The organism is Solwaraspora sp. WMMD792, from assembly GCF_029626105.1.
Classification (GTDB): domain Bacteria; phylum Actinomycetota; class Actinomycetes; order Mycobacteriales; family Micromonosporaceae; genus Micromonospora_E.
The window spans coordinates 4,707,783-4,727,252 of sequence record NZ_JARUBH010000009.1; the positions used below are offsets into that span (position 1 = coordinate 4,707,783).

The window sequence follows — 19,470 nt, forward strand, 5'->3', positions numbered from 1 at the left end:
CGCGTGAGTGTTACCGCCAAGGACGCGTCGATCAGCAGCCGGGCAAGACTGCCCGGTGTCCCGTCAGCGGTGGCGGCGGTGGGCGGCACCGTCGAGGCGGTGGCGGGCGATGGTGAACAGTTCGGCGATCTCGGCCGGCAGCCGGGCGGCGGTCTCCCGGTGCAGATGCCGGCGGGCCGCCGCAGGCAGGCCGGTCAGCACAAAGTCATCCAGCCCGGTCACCAGACACAACCCGCCCAGCCGCGCCTCAACATCCGGCAACGGCTCACCGCGCTGTAGGCGTACGGTCAGACGGGCCCAGGCCCAAGCGGCCCGGTTCATGTCGGTCGGCACATGGACCACGGCGGTGGTCAGCAGCCGGCGGCGTACCGTCCGGGGCCGGACCACGCCCGCCGCGGTCAGCCGCCGCGCGACCTGGCCGTGCGCCCGCGACGCCAGCAACGCCAACCACGTCCCCACCCGCCGGTGCCCCGGCTCCGCAGCCAGCCAGCGCAGGATCCAGCCGCCGAGCGCGTCCACCGGCACGTGCCGCGCGGCCAGCCACAACCAGCCATCGTGCACCCGCAGCGCGCCCGCGTCGACCAGGTCGGCCAGCAGCGCGGCGGCCAGACCGTACCCGACCGGCCCGGCCGGCAGACGCGGCCGACCCGTCACATCATCGGCCGCCAACAGGAAGAACTCGTCCGCCAGCAGCGGCGACCGGCCCCGTACCGCCGCAGCCGGCACCGGCACCCCACCACCGGAAGCAACAGCGGCGGCGGCCGTGGTGGTCCGGGTGCGGTAGACTGTCATGCCGGCTCCCGCCGCCGCGCCCAGGCGATGAACCGCGCGTACGTCTGCGCCGGGGTCAGGCCGGGCAGGTCACGGGCGGCTTCGGCGGCGAGCTCGGCGACGTACATGCAGCGGCCGATCCGGTCGAAGCTCGCCATCAGCTCCGCGCGGGCCGGCTCGCACGGCCACGGCCGGCGGCAGGCCCGGCACCGCCACGACGGACGCCACGCCACATGCCCGACCCGGCCCACCACGGCCACCACCCGCGCGGTCACCGGCCGGCCCGCCGCCGGGCCCGGCCGGGCCACACCCAGGTCCGCCGCAGGGTGGCGGTCCGCGCCGGCTGCGGCGCCCACCGACGCCCGGCCGCCTCGACCTGCGCGGGCAGCAGCCCGCCGGTCGGACATGCCGGGCAGGTCAGGGTACGGCCACAGCCGGGACACCAGCGGTGCCGATGCCGACACAGACTGAACCCGACCACCGCGCCGACCAGCACCGCGATGGTGGCGGCGAGCACCACATCCAGCATCAAGCTACCCCTCTCCCTGCTTCGTCCACAGTGTTCAACCGACCGGCCGGGCCTGGAACTGCTGCGACTGCCAGTCCCGCAACGCCTGCTTGATCCGCACGTTCTCGTCCCGGGTGGCCGCCAACTCGGCCCGCACGGCGGTCAACTCGTCGGCGACCAGGTGCAGGAAGGCGCGTACCTCGGTCGGGTCGCAACCGCGCCGGGTGCGGACCGGGAACCGCCGGTCGCGGACCAGCCCGGGGCTGATCGACGGCCGCACCACACCGGCGCCGTAGTAGAGGTGGGTGCCGGCGTTGCCGCCGCGCCGGGCCGGCGGACGCGACCCGCCGCCGGCAGCGGCGGGAGGCCGGGCGGGCGGCCGGGTCTGGTTGGCGAGGCTGGCGAGCAGCCGGGACTGCCGCCGGGTACGCCGAGGGAACAGGACAAGGTCGAGGAGTCTGCGCACGGGTGGGACCGCCCTTCCAATAGGTCACGGGATCGCCGCTACAACGCGGTTCGGTGGGGAAGCTGGGATGGGCGGCCCGACCCCGAACGGGGGCGCGGAGGTCGGGCCACCCGCCCTGCGCACGCAGCCACAAACGGCGGTACGCCCACAGGGCCGCTGGTACGGGCATCCGGCGGCTCACGTTCCGCCGAACGCCGAGAATCGGGAGCACTTCTGGGTTGTGTGCAGTGGCCGACGGTGCCGCGTGCACCGGCTCGGCCGGGGCGTCGATGGGGATCGCCGAGGTAGCGCCGATCGTCGAAGGAGCAGCTGAGCGCCGCTCCACGGGATCGACGCCACCCCGGCGGGTCTCCCGCAAAGGCCGAGCTGGGGCACGATTTCGACATGCCCGCACGTCAATTCGAGCCGCACTACCGGCGCATCATGGCCGACATCCGGCAGCGCATCCTCCGGCATGACCGGGGCCTCGTCGTCGGGCAACCGGGGCGGCACGCACCGCTTCGAGCATCACAACCCCTTTCCGGGTACGTCCACTGTGTTGGCCGGTGGGCCTGGGCTTCTTCGCGGGGCCTGCCGCCGCCGGTCACGGGGGGCTTCCGGCGGCGGCAGGCCGCGTCGGGGTCCGGCAACGTCAGCGGTACGGCGTCTGTGCCGAATCCCGCACACACCGTGGCCGATAACTGACCGCCTGCGGTAGGCGTCCCGCCTGGGACGGGGCCACGCTCCCCCACTACTGGAAGGGATGCTTCCCGTTGCGGCAACCATCCCCTGCCTCCCCACTTGACAATTCCGCGTCGACGTATTCCCTGGCAGCAACAGGAATTGCTCGACGCAGATGGTTGAAGACGGCATTCACCAGGTGGGATACTGTCCAAAATCGATTACCGCCACAGGCAGTTCGCGCCATCACGCATCAGATCGTGCGCCACACTTCGGGGGTGTCATGCAGAACCATCCGCTCACCGCAGCACGCGAACGCCTGGGCCTGACCCGCCGGCAACTCGCCGACGCCGTCAACAAGATCCTCTACCCCGACCCCGGACAAGCCGCCCACAGCGCCTTCACCGCCAACTACCTCGGCAAACTCGAAAACGGCAAGATCCGCTACCCCGCCGAGGACTACCGCACCGCCCTGCGCATCGCCCTCAACGCCGACACCGACGACGAACTCGGATTCCGGCGGCGGGATATCAGCATGCGAACGAAAGGCATGCTCGCCGTTCGATCCAATCGATACGAGTCCCCGACAACAGGGCTCAGTCCCGCCGCCGCCTCGTTGACATCCGACGCCATCCCGTTGATGTCGTTGCTCGGCCCGCCGGTCGTTGACGAGTTGCCGCGTCAGGTCAGCCAGGAACACATCGCCCAGGTTCTTGAGGCGGCGGAGATCTTCGAACAGTGGGACAACGCGCACGGTGGCGCGCTGGTCCGGGAGATCGCCGACGACAAGCTGCACCGCATGTCCCGGCTACTGGAGGTGAGCTGCCCGGCGCACCTACGCCCCGCGCTACACAGGGCGCTGGCCCAGTTGGCGGGGGTCGTGGCGTTCATGCTCTTCGACGCCTACCACCACGAGGCGGCCCGGCAACGCTTCACGTTCGCCCTGCGCTGCGCCAGCATCGGCGGCGACTGGCACCAGCGCGCGATGCTGCTGTCCAGCCTGGCCCGGCAGGCGGTGTGGTGCGGTCAGCCTGACGACGGGCTCACCCACATCGAAATGGCCCTGGTCCGCGCCGACTGGCTCACCGCATCCGAGCGCGCCATGCTACACACCGTACGGGCACGGGCACTCGCCAAGCTCGGACCGGGCAGAGCACAAGAGGCGCTGGCCGCTGTCGGGGCCGCCGACGAAGCCTTCGCGCACGCCGCGCCGGCGGAGGACCCGCCGTGGATGTGCTTCTACGACGACGCGCAGCACCACGGAGACACCGCCCACGCACTGTTCGACGTGGCCCTGCACACCAGACTCGTTACGGAGTCGGCCGACCGGTTCGCCTACTCAGTGGAGCACCATCTTCCGGCGTACCTGCGGTCCAGGGCTATCTCCCGGATCAAGCTCGCGTCCCTCACGATGGTGCAAGGTGACCCGCTCGAGGCCGTGACGATCGGCAACCTGGCCCTCGACGACGCCGGGCCGGTCCGGTCCCGAGTCTTATCAAATTAGTGCGCACCTGGGTGGGCGTGGATGGTCTTGAGGGCGTGGCGGAGGTCGTCGGGTAGGGGGTCGGCTGCGGTGAGGGTGTGGTCGCCGGCCTGGATGCGGATGGTGCGGTAGCGGCGGGCGGTCCGGACGAACTTCCTGATCGACCAGCCGGTGCGGTCCTCGATCCATCTGGCGACGGCCAGGGCGGCGAACACGATCGTCAGGTGCGCCTCGATGGACTCGCGTTTGTGGTGGTAGATCGGCCGGGCAGCGAGGTCGTGCTTGGACATCCGGAACGACTTCTCGATCTGGAACAGCCGGTGGTAGGCGTCGATCACGAACCCAGCGGTGACCGGTGCCCCGTCAGGGCTGGTCGTGAGGTTGGTGGCATAGCCTTTCAGCCCGGCCAGGGCGCGGGCCTTCGCCTCCAGGGTCCGGTTGACGGTCCTGGTCTCCCCGGCCAGGTGGATGAACCGGTTGCGTTTCACCGGGGCCTTGCCCGCCACCGCCTTGACGGCCTTCGCGACCTGCTCGTCGATGCCGCGCAGGGTGCGTCGGGCCCGGTCCGCCTTGTACTGGTAGTAGATGACCTGGTCGCGGCGTCGGTCGCCGGGGCCGGCGGGCCACGGCTGGCAGAACACGTGCCCGTCACCGATCTCCTGGCCGGGGTGCTCACGCCGCCACTCGGACACCACGTAGGGAACCTCGGCGATACGGGCGCCGAGGATGAACGACAACCCGGCGTCCTCGATCGCGCGCTGGTTCGCCGCCGAGATCATCCCCGCGTCGGCCACGACCGTGACATCGGGCAGCCGGTGCGCGTCCATGAACGACCGGATGGTCGGCACCATCGTCAACGTCTCGGCCTTGTTGCCCTCGAACGCCTCGACCATCAGCGGGAACCCGCCCGCGTCGGTCAGCAGCCCGATCGTGATCTGCGGTTCGAGGCGGCGTTCCTTGGAGAACCCGGACTCGCGGAACCCGTCACCGGTGTCGGTCTCGAAGTACAGGGTCGACACGTCGTACAGCACCAACGACGCCGGTCCCAGCCGGGCGTGCGCCGCGCACGCCGCCGACAGGCGTTGACGCCAGCCGGCCTTGGCGTACTGCGGCAGGCGGCGGTTCACCGTCGGATACGACACCGCGTCGACGCCGACCTCGTCCAGGACCCGCAGGCTGTCCTGCTTACTGGTCGGCTCGATGATCCGGGCCAGGACCAGCTGCCGGAACACCTCGTCACCGCCGGTCGCCTCGGCGAACCCGAGCTGGTCGTAGCCGCGGCACAACGCGTCCCACAGGTGCCCATCCGCGAACTCGTGATCTCCAACGGACCGCCCGCGTCCGAACTGTCGTCCAGCCCCAGGTCGAGCTCGCCCTGACCCGCCGCCAACCGCTGCCGCGCGACCGACTTCAACACCGCGAGCTGCGTCTCGTCGTGCGCCGACCCGATGTGCTCGATATCGCGTGACCCCCGCCGCGAGGAGTGCACGATCTGCACGGCCCTCGCACCCGAAGCCGTCTTCACAGTCCGGACGTACGGCGACACACCCGACAGCCTAGACGCCACGGTTTAGTGCACATCCACCACACCAAAACCCCAGGTCAGCGAACTACGGTCCGCCAAAACCCAGCCCCGTGATAAGAGTCAGGTACGACGACGCGCAGCACCACGGAGACACCGCCCACGCACTGTTCGACGTGGCCCTGCACACCAGACTCGTTACGGAGTCGGCCGACCGGTTCGCCTACTCAGTGGAGCACCATCTTCCGGCGTACCTGCGGTCCAGGGCTATCTCCCGGATCAAGCTCGCGTCCCTCACGATGGTGCAAGGTGACCCGCTCGAGGCCGTGACGATCGGCAACCTGGCCCTCGACGACGCCGGGCCGGTCCGGTCGCTGCGCGCCGCCGACGACCTGCGGGAGCTGCACCGGATGGCCGGACCGCACGGCAAGCTCACGGAAGTGCAGGAGCTGCGCGTCCGGATCCGGAAAACGGTCGGAGCCGTCGCATGACGGATCCGCAGGAAGCGCTGCTGCTCGCCTGCGAGCAGGTCGGGGTCGACGCGGCCGGCGCTGAGCTGATCCGCTCTGCGGAGAACGTCATCTACCGCCTGCCCGGCGGCGTTGTCGCCCGCGTCAGCCGCGACGGGCAGCTCGCCACCGCCGGCAAGGAAGTCCGGGTGTCCCGCTGGCTCAACGAATCCGGGATACCGGCTGTCCGCGCGATCGAGGAGCTGCCCCAACCAGTCGCGGTCGACGGGCGAGCGGTCACCTTCTGGCACGAGCTGCCACCGCACCGGGAAGGCAGCATCGGCCAGCTGGCCCAGGTGCTGCACCAGCTGCACCGCCTGCGGCCCCCGGCGAGTCTCGACCTGCCACCGCTGGCACCGTTCGTCCTGACTCTTATCACGGGGCTGGGTTTTGGCGGACCGTAGTTCGCTGACCTGGGGTTTTGGTGTGGTGGATGTGCACTAAACCGTGGCGTCTAGGCTGTCGGGTGTGTCGCCGTACGTCCGGACTGTGAAGACGGCTTCGGGTGCGAGGGCCGTGCAGATCGTGCACTCCTCGCGGCGGGGGTCACGCGATATCGAGCACATCGGGTCGGCGCACGACGAGACGCAGCTCGCGGTGTTGAAGTCGGTCGCGCGGCAGCGGTTGGCGGCGGGTCAGGGCGAGCTCGACCTGGGGCTGGACGACAGTTCGGACGCGGGCGGTCCGTTGGAGATCACGAGTTCGCGGATGGGCACCTGTGGGACGCGTTGTGCCGCGGCTACGACCAGCTCGGGTTCGCCGAGGCGACCGGCGGTGACGAGGTGTTCCGGCAGCTGGTCCTGGCCCGGATCATCGAGCCGACCAGTAAGCAGGACAGCCTGCGGGTCCTGGACGAGGTCGGCGTCGACGCGGTGTCGTATCCGACGGTGAACCGCCGCCTGCCGCAGTACGCCAAGGCCGGCTGGCGTCAACGCCTGTCGGCGGCGTGCGCGGCGCACGCCCGGCTGGGACCGGCGTCGTTGGTGCTGTACGACGTGTCGACCCTGTACTTCGAGACCGACACCGGTGACGGGTTCCGCGAGTCCGGGTTCTCCAAGGAACGCCGCCTCGAACCGCAGATCACGATCGGGCTGCTGACCGACGCGGGCGGGTTCCCGCTGATGGTCGAGGCGTTCGAGGGCAACAAGGCCGAGACGTTGACGATGGTGCCGACCATCCGGTCGTTCATGGACGCGCACCGGCTGCCCGATGTCACGGTCGTGGCCGACGCGGGGATGATCTCGGCGGCGAACCAGCGCGCGATCGAGGACGCCGGGTTGTCGTTCATCCTCGGCGCCCGTATCGCCGAGGTTCCCTACGTGGTGTCCGAGTGGCGGCGTGAGCACCCCGGCCAGGAGATCGGTGACGGGCACGTGTTCTGCCAGCCGTGGCCCGCCGGCCCCGGCGACCGACGCCGCGACCAGGTCATCTACTACCAGTACAAGGCGGACCGGGCCCGACGCACCCTGCGCGGCATCGACGAGCAGGTCGCGAAGGCCGTCAAGGCGGTGGCGGGCAAGGCCCCGGTGAAACGCAACCGGTTCATCCACCTGGCCGGGGAGACCAGGACCGTCAACCGGACCCTGGAGGCGAAGGCCCGCGCCCTGGCCGGGCTGAAAGGCTATGCCACCAACCTCACGACCAGCCCTGACGGGGCACCGGTCACCGCTGGGTTCGTGATCGACGCCTACCACCGGCTGTTCCAGATCGAGAAGTCGTTCCGGATGTCCAAGCACGACCTCGCTGCCCGGCCGATCTACCACCACAAACGCGAGTCCATCGAGGCGCACCTGACGATCGTGTTCGCCGCCCTGGCCGTCGCCAGATGGATCGAGGACCGCACCGGCTGGTCGATCAGGAAGTTCGTCCGGACCGCCCGCCGCTACCGCACCATCCGCATCCAGGCCGGCGACCACACCCTCACCGCAGCCGACCCCCTACCCGACGACCTCCGCCACGCCCTCAAGACCATCCACGCCCACCCAGGTGCGCACTAATTTGATAAGACTCGGGTCAACGAATCCGGGATACCGGCTGTCCGCGCGATCGAGGAGCTGCCCCAACCAGTCGCGGTCGACGGGCGAGCGGTCACCTTCTGGCACGAGCTGCCACCGCACCGGGAAGGCAGCATCGGCCAGCTGGCCCAGGTGCTGCACCAGCTGCACCGCCTGCGGCCCCCGGCGAGTCTCGACCTGCCACCGCTGGCACCGTTCGTACGCCTGGAGCAGCGCATCGCCGAGGCGACCGTGTTCTCGGCCGACGACCGCGCCTGGCTGCTCGATCACCTGCACGGCTTGCAGGAGCGGTACCGCGAGCTTCCCTCCGGTCTCCCCCACGGTGCCGTGCACGGCGACGCCTGGGCCGGCAACATCGTCGACACCGACGCCGGACCAGTCGTGCTCGACCTCGAACGATTCGCCTTCGGCCCGCCCGAGTGGGACCTGGTCTCCGTCGCCGTCGACCACCTGACCTTCAGCGCCGAGTACGCACCCGGCTGGACCGAGTTCTGCCGGCACTACGGCTACGACGTCACCGACTGGCCGGGACTCTCGGTCCTCCGCGACGCCCGAGAGCTACGCAAGGTCACCTTCGCCGCCCAACTCGCGCAAGACAACCCAGCCCTACGCGACCAAGCCCACTACCGCCTCGCCTGCATCCGCAGCGAGCACGGCAACCGCCCCTGGGGCTGGAAACCGATGCCGTGACTATTCGTCATCGGACTGCCCAGCGCAGTAAGCCTACCGACCTTCCCCTACGATTTTTCCAGCCGTCGTAGCCGCCTGATCTTGGTGCTGCCAGATGAAATTTGCAACAGCCGTAACATAATTGGTTGCCTTCTCGGAGTCCGCATAACATCGAGTTTCCAACACTTCCCTTAGCCACGAAGCTTTGTTCTCACACGGAACATCCCTATGAAAGCTCTCCAACTCGCCAACAGGGACCAAAAAGATCCCCAACCCCCTAAGGCTTTGATCGAGGACATCGAACGCCGATATCGCCCCACCCGAAAGAAAATCCCTGCCAAGTCTCTTGAATCGCCTCCAACCACTTTCCGGTGAGACCAACTGCCGAATCTTCTGACAGTCACCAGAAGTCAGTAGGTCACCCCTCCGTAGTTCCAGAATTTTATTAATCTTCAGACGAAAGACATCTTTTTCCACTTTCTCAGAATCATTTCCAATTGCATTCAATATTACGTTTCGAGCACCCCTCAAACTCTCAGGATCGCCGCCACATGCTTTGATCAGCTCAACAAAATCACGTTCACCCTGCAGGAAGTCAACATCTACAACACAAGCAACAGGAACACGAGCGGCCCTAAGCGCACGTACGGCATGCACAATCCGAGACTTCCCGCCGCAGTGCATGAAATGAAGGTTCAATGCCGTCGTTGGATGACCATCAGCCAAGGTTTCGACGGTTGATTCAAGCACCGCACGATAGTAGGTGCAATCCGAGTCTCCCTCGCAAATCACGGAGCCGTGGAAAAACAACCCATCAAGTACACCGTAGTACTTGATCAGCGGATCCCGGTAAAGCCTCCGAACGTCCTCTACAGAGACCTGCGCCACATGATTTCCCGCAGATGATCGAGTCAGTCGAACGACCGTCACACCCTGGTCAGGCGCAGCAGCTGAGGCTATCCCGCGCAGCATATCGTCACTATGCGTAGCAAGAAGAACTTGCATCCCATTTTCGCACTGGCGTGCCAGGAAATTTCCAAGCATATACGCCTGCGGCGGATGCAGAAACGTCTCAGGTTCGTCGAGAATCAGGACTGGGTAGCTGGCAGCTAAGACCGTAAGCACCATCCCCATATATGATCTAACGCCATCCCCTTGCTCCTGAAGAAGGGGTAGCTTTTCGATCTCATCCAGGTAGTCGGCGGACGCGGGCGTCACCGTCTCCTCCGCTATCACCGATCCGACGTGCAGCGAAATCATGCTCCCTGCATATCGATGCAGTGTCAGAGATTCACCAAAAGCGTTGCGCATTTCATCGCTTGCAATTCGCTCAAACTCCCTACTTGTATACATCAATTGAAGTGGACCCGCAGGTGCCTCTCGGCCAACATGAAATGCCTGGACGTTTCCAATAGAGCCGGCCGCCTGCCCTGGGGGAAGGTAATTAAAAAGCCAACCTCCTATCTGCGGATAATGCAGCGCGCGATTAGTCCATATTGTTTTCAATTCCGAGGAAGTCACAAATCGATTTGGACTATCCGGAAGGCTGAAATGCTCTTCGTTAGATGCACCATGACCGTATTCGCCCGGCTTGAATCCCTTGCGTTTCGCGCGCACCCACTCCAGAAAATCCTCTGCATTGCAATTTTGTTCAGACTCTACGAGAGCTACTACTTTGGGCATATAATGCACTCTCACTGCCCCGCCAGTTAACCTCTCATGAATCTCACGAAGCAGCTGACTCTTGCCCGAGTTATTTGGCCCAACCACCACGGTCAGACCATCAGCGACAGAAAAACTCTCACCACTATTCAACGATACTCGGGTAAGATTCAGAACTCCGCGCACTCCACGCGGCTCCGCATTAACCATATCTTTGTCCCACCTCAATTATTGATCGCTAGGTCGGACATCCTACCGCCGCCCAGGCTTGCAGGCGAGGCAGACCTTCTTCTAACCCCTGCCCAATGACCATCAACTCAGGAGATAACTGACCACTTGGACCATTTCAACTGAACGCTTGAAACTCGACATATCAATTACGCGAGGGTGACGATTCGCAGATGCGTACGGTCAATACTCTGCCGGCTTCCGTTGTCAGCGGATTGAGTCCTCTCGACGACCTGTTTGATCGGTGAGTGAACCTCGGCGAGCAAGCCTTCCGGGTAGGAGCGCCGACGTGGCACGCACTCCGGTGCGGCGAAGACTGTGGGCGGCAGCCGAGGCGATCGACTGTAGGTAGCCGGTCGAAAGCAGCTCGCTGCTGCTTCCATGGCACTCGCTTCGTTGTTGTAGGCCGCGAGTGGTCCCAAAAGCCTACCGCCTCTTGCTCCTACCCCCTAGACGCGGACCGAGCCTCAGCCCTAGAGTCGAAGGATGCAGTTGGAAGCAGTGCTGATGTTTGCCCTTCCTGACGAAATAGAAGATATATTGCAAGCGATTCGGCGCCTCGGTGATAGAGAATCGGTTCCAATCGCCCTTGCCGGCCTTGCGGTTATTATATCTGCATGGGCGGCCCTGATTTCCCGCCGAAGCATGAAGGCTAGCGAGAGGGGTGCTATCGCCGCCGAAATCCAAGCGCGTCATGCGACCGTCCAGGCGGACGCCGCAGAACGCCAAGCCGTGGCAGCCTCCGAGCAGGCATACTTGGCCAGTTCAGAGGTCCATACAGCTATTCAGTCTTCGCAAATCTCAGCGCTGGAGGGCGCAAAAGCGCGCATAGACGCCTCGCTACCCCGAGTCTCAGTGATAATTTTCAAGAAGAACGATCATGCCGGGTTGTCAGAGAATAGCTATGCATTAGCCGCGCCTTTGCATGTTATGGCGGACACTGTACCAGTGCAGCTAGATCACTGGTCCACTGAAGGTTCAGAGAGCTCCACCCCGCACTGGGCTTGGGATGCGTTCTTCGTTTCACATGGCCTACTGCTGAATTTTGGCAATGAGCCGGCTCGGGTAATTCCGAATGGAGTTCAGTTCTATGCGGCCACGCACCCCTTCACCGGAGAAAAACTTGAAGAACCCCCTACAACCATCCACGGTGAAAGAATCCTCTACCCTGGACAATCTGCACTCTTTCAGGTCATTGCAAGAAAGCAGGTAGACGACTGGGTTCGCATAATCAGAAAAAACGAAACAGGGAAAGAATATTGCGAGGCTTACATTTCGTTCTTCCCGGCGGATTTCGATGAACCCGAGTGTGCGGTGAGAATTCGTACGACAGGAAATCCGCTAAGAAGACCCATACCGAAGAACACCTATGCAATCTTTGTACCAAACAGCTATTTTGATGTACGGCTGGAATTTTTGCGGAATTATCCGGATTCTCCGGAAGAGATTGCGGCTAGACTTAAGGGCGACAAGGAGGAACTGCTTGCGCTCCAGCTACAAAAAGATCGAACAAGAATGCTTCACGAAGAACTAGCTGCACGCAAGTCAGACGCTAAGGGCAAGAACACTAACGCGGGCAATACGTCGGCCGACTGACGCCAGTCACGCACAACTTCTCACCCATCGGGTAGCCAACCTTCGACACCTGTGCCCAGTTGCGGCAATCGCCAAGTCCGTTCACTTGGTCGAACTACCTTGGGTGGTCGACCAAGTACGTCGCATCAAAGCACGTCGGGAGTTGATCAGCTCATGATCGAATCGACTGGACGGTATACGGAGCGGAAATGGCATACTGCCCACATTAGCCGTAAACTACGGCGTGGATGCAAGACGGTGGAGGTCTAGCCAGTAGGTGTCCCGAAGCCGGCGAAAGTCGAAATCGGCATCTCTAGCCTGCGGAATCCGTCTAACTGTCAACAGTCCATAACTCTGCAGTTCCTTTTTTGCCCTGGTCCAGGTGTCGTCGGAGAAGCCATAGCGCGTACGCTGCGCACCCGTCAGCCAGGGAGGATCGTCAGGCGTCCTGCCTCCTTGCATCTCAAGCAATACCAACAGCACCGCGACGGCTGCACCTGATAGCGATAGAATCCAGCCCTGCGTCCAAAAGTCGAGGGGCAAGTTGATATACCGTCCGTTGCTCCTCCACCCATACCTCCGGCCGTCACCAGAAGGGTTGAGTAGCGTGATGTCCGGCGGGAGGCCCGGTTGCCTATCCAGCTTGAGTAGTTTAGCGGAATGAAGCCAGCCGAGCGCATCACTAATACGGCGTGCACCGTTTACATCTGGGTCGGATAAGTCGAGTAGTCGAGCCCACCCACGGGCAGGCTTCGAATTGATGTCGTTGTCGCCCGCCACTGCGAGAAGCGTCAGTGAAAGATAGAGCTTCAGCCGAACTTCCCCCCCGCGACCGCCACGCATCATACGTGCAAGTGGCGGATTGCCTTCAGCGTCGTCGCGGACGAAGTCCGGCGGGATCTGCACGCCAGTCTTCCTCCTCGACTTCTCAACCAGGCGCTGCAATCGAGCCAGTGTGTCCAAGCTGGGCACGGAGACAGGATTCAAAGCTCAACAACCTTCGCTGCGGGGAAACCGGGAGTACGGGGGGTCCCAGGGGTCCCAGGGCTTCTAGTAGTCCTTCCTAAAACCTTCCGCTGCTAACCCTCGGTGACACCGTAGCAGAGTCGACGTATCCCGTTCGCCAGGCTAGTCTGTCCCCGCTGCAGTCACGGCGTTTCACCGCAGCAAGCTCCGAAGAAGCTACTTTGAGCTGGGCTTATCTATGGGCAACGATAAGATTTGCCGGAACGACCTCCGTCCGGCAGGGCACGAAGGGTCCACTCGGTGGTTGATCAGCATCATGTTCGGTCCACAGCACAGCAGGTCCCCGAGTCAGACAGGCTCGGCCACCCGCAACGGCGTTCTCGGCTAACCCGTCCGGAGAAGGTCGCGCTCGCGGGCGCGACGCTTCGCGGAGCTGCTGGCGGCGTGCTTCACGCTGTCGCGTCCTGGATCATCCGGGTGATGGGCAGCAGCTCATAGCCGACGTGTCGATCGGGGGTGGGTCCTGCCCACCCCCGGCAACGTGGTGTGCCGCGCGATGAAGTCATGCAGCGGGTCACATAGCGAACCAGCGCTGGGCGCCGCAACCGGTGCGTCAGGTCAGGGGAGGCGCCAGAGTTGGAAGGTGGGGCCTGCGGCGGGCAGGGTCAGGGTGCCGTCGGCGGCCGGGCGTAGCGGTGGTGCGCCGCCGTACGGGTTGACCAGGGCCGGAGCAGCAACGTCCGGCGGGGCCACCAGACCGGTCAGGCGCACCGGAGCACCCGACGCCCGCCGGGCCAGCGCCAACACTGACCCGGACGGCGACTCCCGCAGGTAGACCAAGGCGTCGTCATCGACGTACACCCAACGAAGCCCGCCGTGCCGCAGCTCCAACACCTCCCGACGCAACGCCACCAACGCCCGATACACCCCGAACGTCGCCCCATCCCACGAACCCGGCCGATCCCACGGCATCGGCGTCCGCGAACCCTCCCCGTTGTCGCCCCGCAACCCCAACTCGTCCCCGGCGAACACCATCGGCGTCCCCGGCAACGTGAACTGCAACCCGGCCGCCACCTCCTGCCGCGCCGCGTCCCCCACCACCGTCCGCACTCGGGCCGAATCATGCGAGCCGAGCAGCTGCCACGAATGCACCAACGACCGCCACGACACCAACGCCCCGACGGCGCGCATCGTCGCCCTCGTCCCCGGCGAACACCATCGGCGTCCCCGGCAACGTGAACTGCAACCCGGCCGCCACCTCCTGCCGCGCCGCGTCCCCCACCACCGTCCGCACTCGGGCCGAATCATGCGAGCCGAGCAGCTGCCACGAATGCACCAACGACCGCCACGACACCAACGCCCCGACGGCGCGCATCGTCGCCAACGCCGCCGGCCCCGACCGGGCCGGCACCCCACCCGGTACGCCGAGGAAGTCCGGCAACTCCAGCGTCGGTGACCGCAGCCAGCTCCACACCGGCCGGGTGAACCCGGCGTAGTTCATCGTGCCGTGCCAACCATCGGCGTCCAGGTCACGGGTGAAATCGTGCCCGTGCTCGGCGACGATCAGCCCGTCCGACCGAGTCTCGGCGACCGCCCGACGCAGCAACGCGGCCACCTCCAGCGTGAGCGCGTCGGCCCCGCGCCGGCCGGTCATGTTGGCCACGTCGATCCGCCAACCGTCCAACCCGTACGGCGGCAGCAGCCACCGCCGCGCCACCGAGTCTGGCCCATCGACGAAGCGTCGCCGCAGCTCAGCGCTGCCCCAGTTGAGTTTCGGCAGCGACTTCACGCCCAGCCACGACTCATAGTCGCCGTCGTCGCCGAAGTAGTACAGCTCCCGCTCCGGCGACGATACGTCCGACACGGCGGCGGTGAACCACGGGTGGGCGTCGCCGGTGTGGTTGCTGGTGATGTCGCCGAGCAGCCGCCACCCGCGAGCATGCACCGCCGCCGACAGCCGCGCCAGGGCCTCGTCCCCGCCGAGCAGCGGGTCGACGTGGTCGAACGCGGCGGCGTCGTACCGATGATTGGACCGGGCCGGGAAGATCGGCGTCAGGTAGACGGTGTTGACGCCGAGCCGCTCCAGGTGGTCGAGCCGCTCCCGGATGCCGTCCAGGTCGCCGCCGTAGAACTGGTACGGCGTCTCCGGCCCGCGCCCGACGACCGGGGTGTCCCAGTCGCACGGGATCGCCCACTCCGGCAGCTCCCGCCCGGCAGCGGCAGCCGACCGGGCGAACCGGTCCGGGAAGATCTGGTAGATCACCGCGTCGGCGGCCCAGGCCGGCGGCGCATCGTGGGTGACGAGCCGGAAGTCGGTGGCGTCCGGCACGTCGTGGTCGACCTCGCCGACCCCGGTCAACCAGCGCCGCCCACCCCCGCCACCAGCAGAGCCGCCGGCAGCAGCAGACCCGGCCGGGCCGTCGCCGCCGGCGAGCAGGAAACGGTACGGCGTGACCGGGTTACGGGCCTCCACCTCGCCCCGCCACCACACGTCCCCGTTCGGATCCTGCCGGTCGACCACCGCCTCGGTGAAGCGCGGCTCACCGTCGGCTGTGGAGCGTACCCACAGCTTGTGGACCGGCCGCGCACCCGCCGGCACCCGGACGAAGACCGACACCCGATCACCCAGGTTTACCCCGGCGGCGGCACCCGGCGCATACAACGATGATCCGTCGTGGTGCGCCTCGAACAGCTGGCCCACAAGCTAACCCTTCACAGACCCGGAGGTGAGACCGGAGACGATGTAGCGGCTGAGCAGCTGGAACACCAGCACGGTCGGGATCGCCGTCAGCAGCGTGCCGGCGGCGAAGATCCCGAAGTTGTTGTTCCGCTCCCCCGCCACCAGGCCGTACATGCCGACCGCCAGCGTCTTCGCCTCCGGGTTGGTGAGGAAGACGTTGGCGATCAGGAATTCGTTGATGGTGTTGATGAACGCCAGCAGCCCGGTAACCGCCAGGATCGGCGCCACCAGCGGCAGCATGATCCGGAAGAACACCTGGGCGTGCGACGCCCCGTCCATGGTGGCCGACTCGTCCAACTCCCTTGGCAGGGTGTCGAAGAAGCCTTTCATCAGCCAGGTGTTCACCCCGAGCGCGCCACCGAGGTAGAGCAGCATCAGCCCCCACGGGGTGTTGAAGCCGATCGTCGGCCACAGGTCGGTGATCGTCGAGAAGATCAGGAAGATCGCCACGATCGCCAGGAACTGCGGAAACATCTGGATCAGCAGCAGCGACAGCAGCCCGACCCGGCGGCCCCGGAACCGCATCCGGGAGAAGGCGTACGCCGCCAGCGACGACAGGAACACCGACGCGAACGACGCCAGCCCGGCGATCAGCAGCGAGTTGCCGAACCAGCGGCCGAACGACGTGTCGGCGAACAGCCGGCGGAAGTTGTTGCCCGACGCCCCGGTCGGGAACAGGTCCGTCGACGACAGGGTGCCCAGCGGGTTCACCGCCGCCGACAGCACGAACACGATCGGGAACAGCGAGAACGCCACGGCCAGCAGCGCCACCAGGTGCCGCCAGCCGACCCGGCTCAGCCAACGGGTGAACGAGCGCCGGTTCACGCGTACACCTCTTCCTGTTGCCGGGTGCGCCGGAAGCTGACCGCGGAGATCACCGCGACGAGCGTAAAAATGAAGATCGAGATGGCGGCGGCGAAGCCGTACTGCGCGCCGGCCGCGCCGAACGCCAACCGGTACGTGTAGGTGATCAGCAGGTCCGTCGCGCCGACGCTCGGGTTGTCCGCCGGGAACGGCCCACCCTCGGTCGTCAGATAGATGGCGTTGAAGTTGTTGAAGTTGAACGCGAACGAGGCGATCAGCAGCGGCGTCAACGCCACCAGCAGCAGCGGCAGCGTCACCCGGCGAAACGCCTGCCACGGGTTGGCGCCGTCGATCGAGCTGGCCTCGGTCAGCTCCTTCGGGATGGCCTGCAACGCGCCGGTGGCGACCAGGAACATGTACGGGTACCCGAGCCACAGCTGGACGCCGATCACCGCCAGCCGGGCCGACCAGTCCTGCCCGAACCAGTCCACAGTCAACCCGAAGAACTGGTTGATCAGCCCGAAGTCGGTGTTGAACATGTCCCGCCAGACCAGCAGCATCGCGAACGACGGCATCGCGTACGGCAGGATCAGCAGCACCCGGTAGAGGTTGCGCCCGCGCACCCGGTCGGAGTTCAGCGCCAGCGCGCAGAGCAGCCCGAGGACGAACGTGCCGCCGGTGGAGCCGATCGCGAAGGCGAAGTTCCAGACCAGGGTGCCGAGGAACGGCCCGGAGATGTTGCGGTCGGTCAACACGCGGGTGAAGTTGTCCAGACCGACGCCGACCCGCCAGCCCTGCAGCAGCCGGTCGCCGTCAGCGGAGACGAACGAGCCGGCGTCGCCGTCGGCCGTCCACACCGTGCCCGTCACGGTGTCGGTCACACAATCACAACCCTCGTCGTACGCCCGGACCGCGACCCCTTCGTACGCCCGCGACAGCCCGATGGAGCGAATCGCCCCGTCGTCGGTCGGCACCGCCAGGTCGGTGATCTCCTGGCTGCGGGCACTGGCCTGACCGGCGTTGAGCAGCGTGAAGCCGTCGGCCGCCGTCACCTTGCCGGCGTCGGTGACGGTGACGTCGCCGGCCGGCAGCTCGGTCAACCCGTCGGCGTCACCGGCGTAGACGACGCCGTCGGCCGGGTCGACGACCAGCAGCACCAGGTCACCGGTGGCCGGGTCGCCGACCGTGGCGACGGTCATCGCGTACTCGATGGATCCTGGGACCTGGACCACCGACGTGGCCTGGATGGCCGCGATCGCCTCAGCTTTGCTGCCCCGGTGTCCGTCGCCGAAGTTGGTGAACGCGGTGGAGGCGGTGTAGAGCACCGGGAAGATCTGGAAGGCGATCAGGAACAGGGTGCCGGGGATCAGGTACTTCGCCGGCACGTGCCGCCGGCCCAGGTAGAGGTAGCCGATGCCGGCGGTCGTGGCGACCAAGATGCCGAGCCCGACCCAGGCTTCGGCGTCGATCAGCGGGAACGCCGCCCAGATCGCGATCGCCGCGACCAGGCCGAGCAGCAGCGCCTTGGCCAGCAGACCGCCGGCCGTGACCGGGTGCGGGGCCCGCTGCTCGGCGGGCCCCGCACCGGTTGGTCCGGTGTCGCGCATTACTTGATCTGTTCGGCGATCGTCTTGCCGGCAGCGGTGATGGTGCTCGCCACGTCGGCGCCGCCGATGATCGCGGCCTCGGCCTTGCCGAACGGGTCCCAGATGGCGGCCATCTCGGGGATCGCCGGCAGCACCGCGCCGCCCTGCCCGGCCTGCTGGAACTTCGCCAGATCCGGGTCGGCCCCGGCGACCTGGTCGAGGGCGGCGGTCAGCGCCGGCGGGCGCGGCTCGGCCTCGTAGAGGGCGACGGCCAGGTCGGTCTGGGTGGTGTAGTTGGCGACGAACTCCTGCGCGAGGGCCTTGTTGGTGCCCTTGGCGGCGACGTAGAACGTCTGCACCCCGACGAACGGCTGCGCGGGTGCGCCACCGGCGAAGCCGGGGACCGGGCTGATGTCGTACGCGATGTCCGCGCCCTTGGCGTCGGTGATCGCCCACGGCCCGGAGACCAGGAACGCGCACTTGCCGCTGGTGAAGGTGGCGATCGAGTTCTCCGGGGTGATGGAGCGCTTCAGCGCACCAGAGCCCTTCTCGCCCAGCGTGGCGATCTTCTCGAACGCGGCGATCGACTCCGGGGTGCCGACGCCGAGCTGCGTCGGGTCGTAGTCGCCTTCGGCGGTGGTGCCGAACAGGCTGCCGCCGGCCGAGGTGTAGAGCGGGTACAGGTGGTAGGCGTCGCCGTTCTGCCCGACCTGCAGGCAGAGGATCTCCGACACTGTGCCGTCGGCCTTGAGCTGCTCGCCGGCGGCGACCAGCTCCTCGATGGTGGCGGGGGCGTCGGGGGCGAGCGCGGTGTTGCGGATCAGGGCGACGTTCTCCATGGCGTACGGGACGCCGTAGACCTGGCCGTTGAAGGTGACGGCCTGGATGGCGACGTCGGCGAAGCCGGCGGTCTGGTCGGCGGTGAGCTGGACCGGCTCGATGGCGCCGTTCTGCACCAGGTTGCCGATCCAGTCGTGCGCGCCGACCATCACGTCCGGGCCGCTGCCCTGCTGGGACGCGGTGACGAAGGTGGTCTGCTGGTCCTTGCTGATGGCCTGGACCTCGACGGTGACGCCGTTGTCGGCGCCGAACTTCTCGGCGAACGGGGCGAGGGCGGCGCTGCGTTTGTCGTCGGCCCAGATGACCAGGGTGCCGCCGGCGGCGGCGTCGGGGCTGTCGGTGGTGGCGGGTTCGCCGTCGCTGCTGCCGCAGCCGGCGGCGGCCAGCGCGAGCGCGGCGGCCAGCCCGGCGGCCACCGACGTGGTACGGACGCGCATCGGGACTCCTGTCGTGGAAGTTATTGCAG

At 66.4% G+C, this 19,470-nt stretch carries 16 protein-coding genes and 2 pseudogenes; 6 read left to right on the forward strand and 12 right to left on the reverse strand.

The genetic code is table 11. The features are described 5' to 3' along the window. Positions 1-63: 63 nt before the first annotated feature. Genes O7629_RS21955 through O7629_RS21970 form a run of 4 tightly spaced genes read right to left on the reverse strand, consistent with a single transcriptional unit; the run spans position 64 to position 1,745 of the window. Complete coding sequence (locus O7629_RS21955; RefSeq protein ID WP_278171426.1) at positions 64-792, reverse strand: GPP34 family phosphoprotein; 729 nt, start codon at positions 790-792, stop codon at positions 64-66. Next, complete coding sequence (locus O7629_RS21960; RefSeq protein ID WP_278171428.1) at positions 789-1,046, reverse strand: flavin reductase; 258 nt, start codon at positions 1,044-1,046, stop codon at positions 789-791. Before O7629_RS21960 ends, O7629_RS21955 begins: the two co-directional genes overlap by 4 nt. Then, positions 1,043-1,300 carry a hypothetical protein gene (locus tag O7629_RS21965; RefSeq protein ID WP_278171430.1) on the reverse strand — a complete coding sequence of 86 codons (258 nt, stop codon included), beginning with the start codon at positions 1,298-1,300 and terminating at the stop codon, positions 1,043-1,045. The genes O7629_RS21960 and O7629_RS21965 overlap by 4 nt, the downstream gene beginning before the upstream one ends. A gap of 34 nt (positions 1,301-1,334) precedes the next feature. Further along, entirely contained in the window at positions 1,335-1,745 is a 411-nt protein-coding gene (locus O7629_RS21970; protein WP_278171431.1) for a DivIVA domain-containing protein, read from the reverse strand. Between the two features lie 943 nt (positions 1,746-2,688). On the opposite strand from O7629_RS21970, the gene O7629_RS21975 reads away from it, so the two are divergent. Beyond that, entirely contained in the window at positions 2,689-3,909 is a 1,221-nt protein-coding gene (locus O7629_RS21975) for a hypothetical protein (RefSeq protein WP_278171433.1), read from the forward strand. Here the strand turns inward: O7629_RS21975 and O7629_RS21980 are convergent. Next, positions 3,906-5,386: pseudogene (locus O7629_RS21980) on the reverse strand (IS1634 family transposase). The gene O7629_RS21975 and the pseudogene O7629_RS21980 sit on opposite strands and share 4 nt — an antisense overlap. 137 nt (positions 5,387-5,523) lie before the next feature. Here O7629_RS21980 and O7629_RS21985 point away from each other — a divergent pair. The 4 genes and pseudogenes from O7629_RS21985 to O7629_RS22000 all read left to right on the forward strand — a co-directional run bounded on the left by O7629_RS21985 (position 5,524) and on the right by O7629_RS22000 (position 8,624). After that, complete coding sequence (locus O7629_RS21985; protein WP_278171434.1) at positions 5,524-5,901, forward strand: hypothetical protein; 378 nt, start codon at positions 5,524-5,526, stop codon at positions 5,899-5,901. After that, a complete protein-coding gene (locus O7629_RS21990) occupies positions 5,898-6,323 on the forward strand; it encodes a phosphotransferase (RefSeq protein WP_278171436.1) in 426 nt (141 codons plus the stop codon). Before O7629_RS21985 ends, O7629_RS21990 begins: the two co-directional genes overlap by 4 nt. A 112-nt stretch (positions 6,324-6,435) precedes the next feature. Next, positions 6,436-7,916, forward strand: a pseudogene (locus tag O7629_RS21995) (IS1634 family transposase). 57 nt (positions 7,917-7,973) lie between these two features. After that, the gene (locus O7629_RS22000) at positions 7,974-8,624 is read left to right on the forward strand and encodes a phosphotransferase (RefSeq protein ID WP_278174627.1); all 651 of its coding nucleotides are present in this window, start codon (positions 7,974-7,976) and stop codon (positions 8,622-8,624) included. Between the two features lie 33 nt (positions 8,625-8,657). Here the strand turns inward: O7629_RS22000 and O7629_RS22005 are convergent, their stop codons facing one another. Continuing rightward, positions 8,658-10,418, reverse strand: coding sequence for an AAA family ATPase (locus O7629_RS22005; protein WP_278171438.1), 1,761 nt, complete (start codon positions 10,416-10,418; stop codon positions 8,658-8,660). Between the two features lie 561 nt (positions 10,419-10,979). Between O7629_RS22005 and O7629_RS22010 the strand changes: the two genes are divergently transcribed. Then, the gene (locus O7629_RS22010) at positions 10,980-12,089 is read left to right on the forward strand and encodes a hypothetical protein (RefSeq protein WP_278171439.1); all 1,110 of its coding nucleotides are present in this window, start codon (positions 10,980-10,982) and stop codon (positions 12,087-12,089) included. Positions 12,090-12,305: 216 nt separating this feature from the next. On the opposite strand, the gene O7629_RS22015 is transcribed toward O7629_RS22010, so the two are convergent. The 6 genes from O7629_RS22015 to O7629_RS22040 all read right to left on the reverse strand — a co-directional run bounded on the left by O7629_RS22015 (position 12,306) and on the right by O7629_RS22040 (position 19,441). Further along, positions 12,306-12,974, reverse strand: coding sequence for a hypothetical protein (locus O7629_RS22015; protein ID WP_278171440.1), 669 nt, complete (start codon positions 12,972-12,974; stop codon positions 12,306-12,308). Between the two features lie 678 nt (positions 12,975-13,652). Continuing rightward, positions 13,653-14,225 (reverse strand): alpha-amylase family glycosyl hydrolase, encoded by a 573-nt coding sequence (locus tag O7629_RS22020; RefSeq protein WP_278171442.1) that lies wholly within the window; start codon positions 14,223-14,225, stop codon positions 13,653-13,655. After that, a complete protein-coding gene (locus O7629_RS22025; protein WP_278174628.1) occupies positions 14,155-15,696 on the reverse strand; it encodes a glycoside hydrolase family 13 protein in 1,542 nt (513 codons plus the stop codon). The genes O7629_RS22020 and O7629_RS22025 overlap by 71 nt, the downstream gene beginning before the upstream one ends. 42 nt (positions 15,697-15,738) lie before the next feature. Continuing rightward, positions 15,739-16,599, reverse strand: a complete 861-nt coding sequence (locus O7629_RS22030; protein ID WP_278171443.1) for a sugar ABC transporter permease — start codon at positions 16,597-16,599, stop codon at positions 15,739-15,741. Further along, entirely contained in the window at positions 16,596-18,185 is a 1,590-nt protein-coding gene (locus O7629_RS22035) for an ABC transporter permease subunit (RefSeq protein ID WP_278171444.1), read from the reverse strand. Before O7629_RS22035 ends, O7629_RS22030 begins: the two co-directional genes overlap by 4 nt. Further along, positions 18,185-19,441: a maltose ABC transporter substrate-binding protein gene (locus tag O7629_RS22040; RefSeq protein ID WP_278171445.1), complete on the reverse strand. Its 1,257-nt coding sequence runs from the start codon at positions 19,439-19,441 to the stop codon at positions 18,185-18,187. The genes O7629_RS22035 and O7629_RS22040 overlap by 1 nt, the downstream gene beginning before the upstream one ends. Between the last annotated feature and the right edge of the window lie 29 nt (positions 19,442-19,470).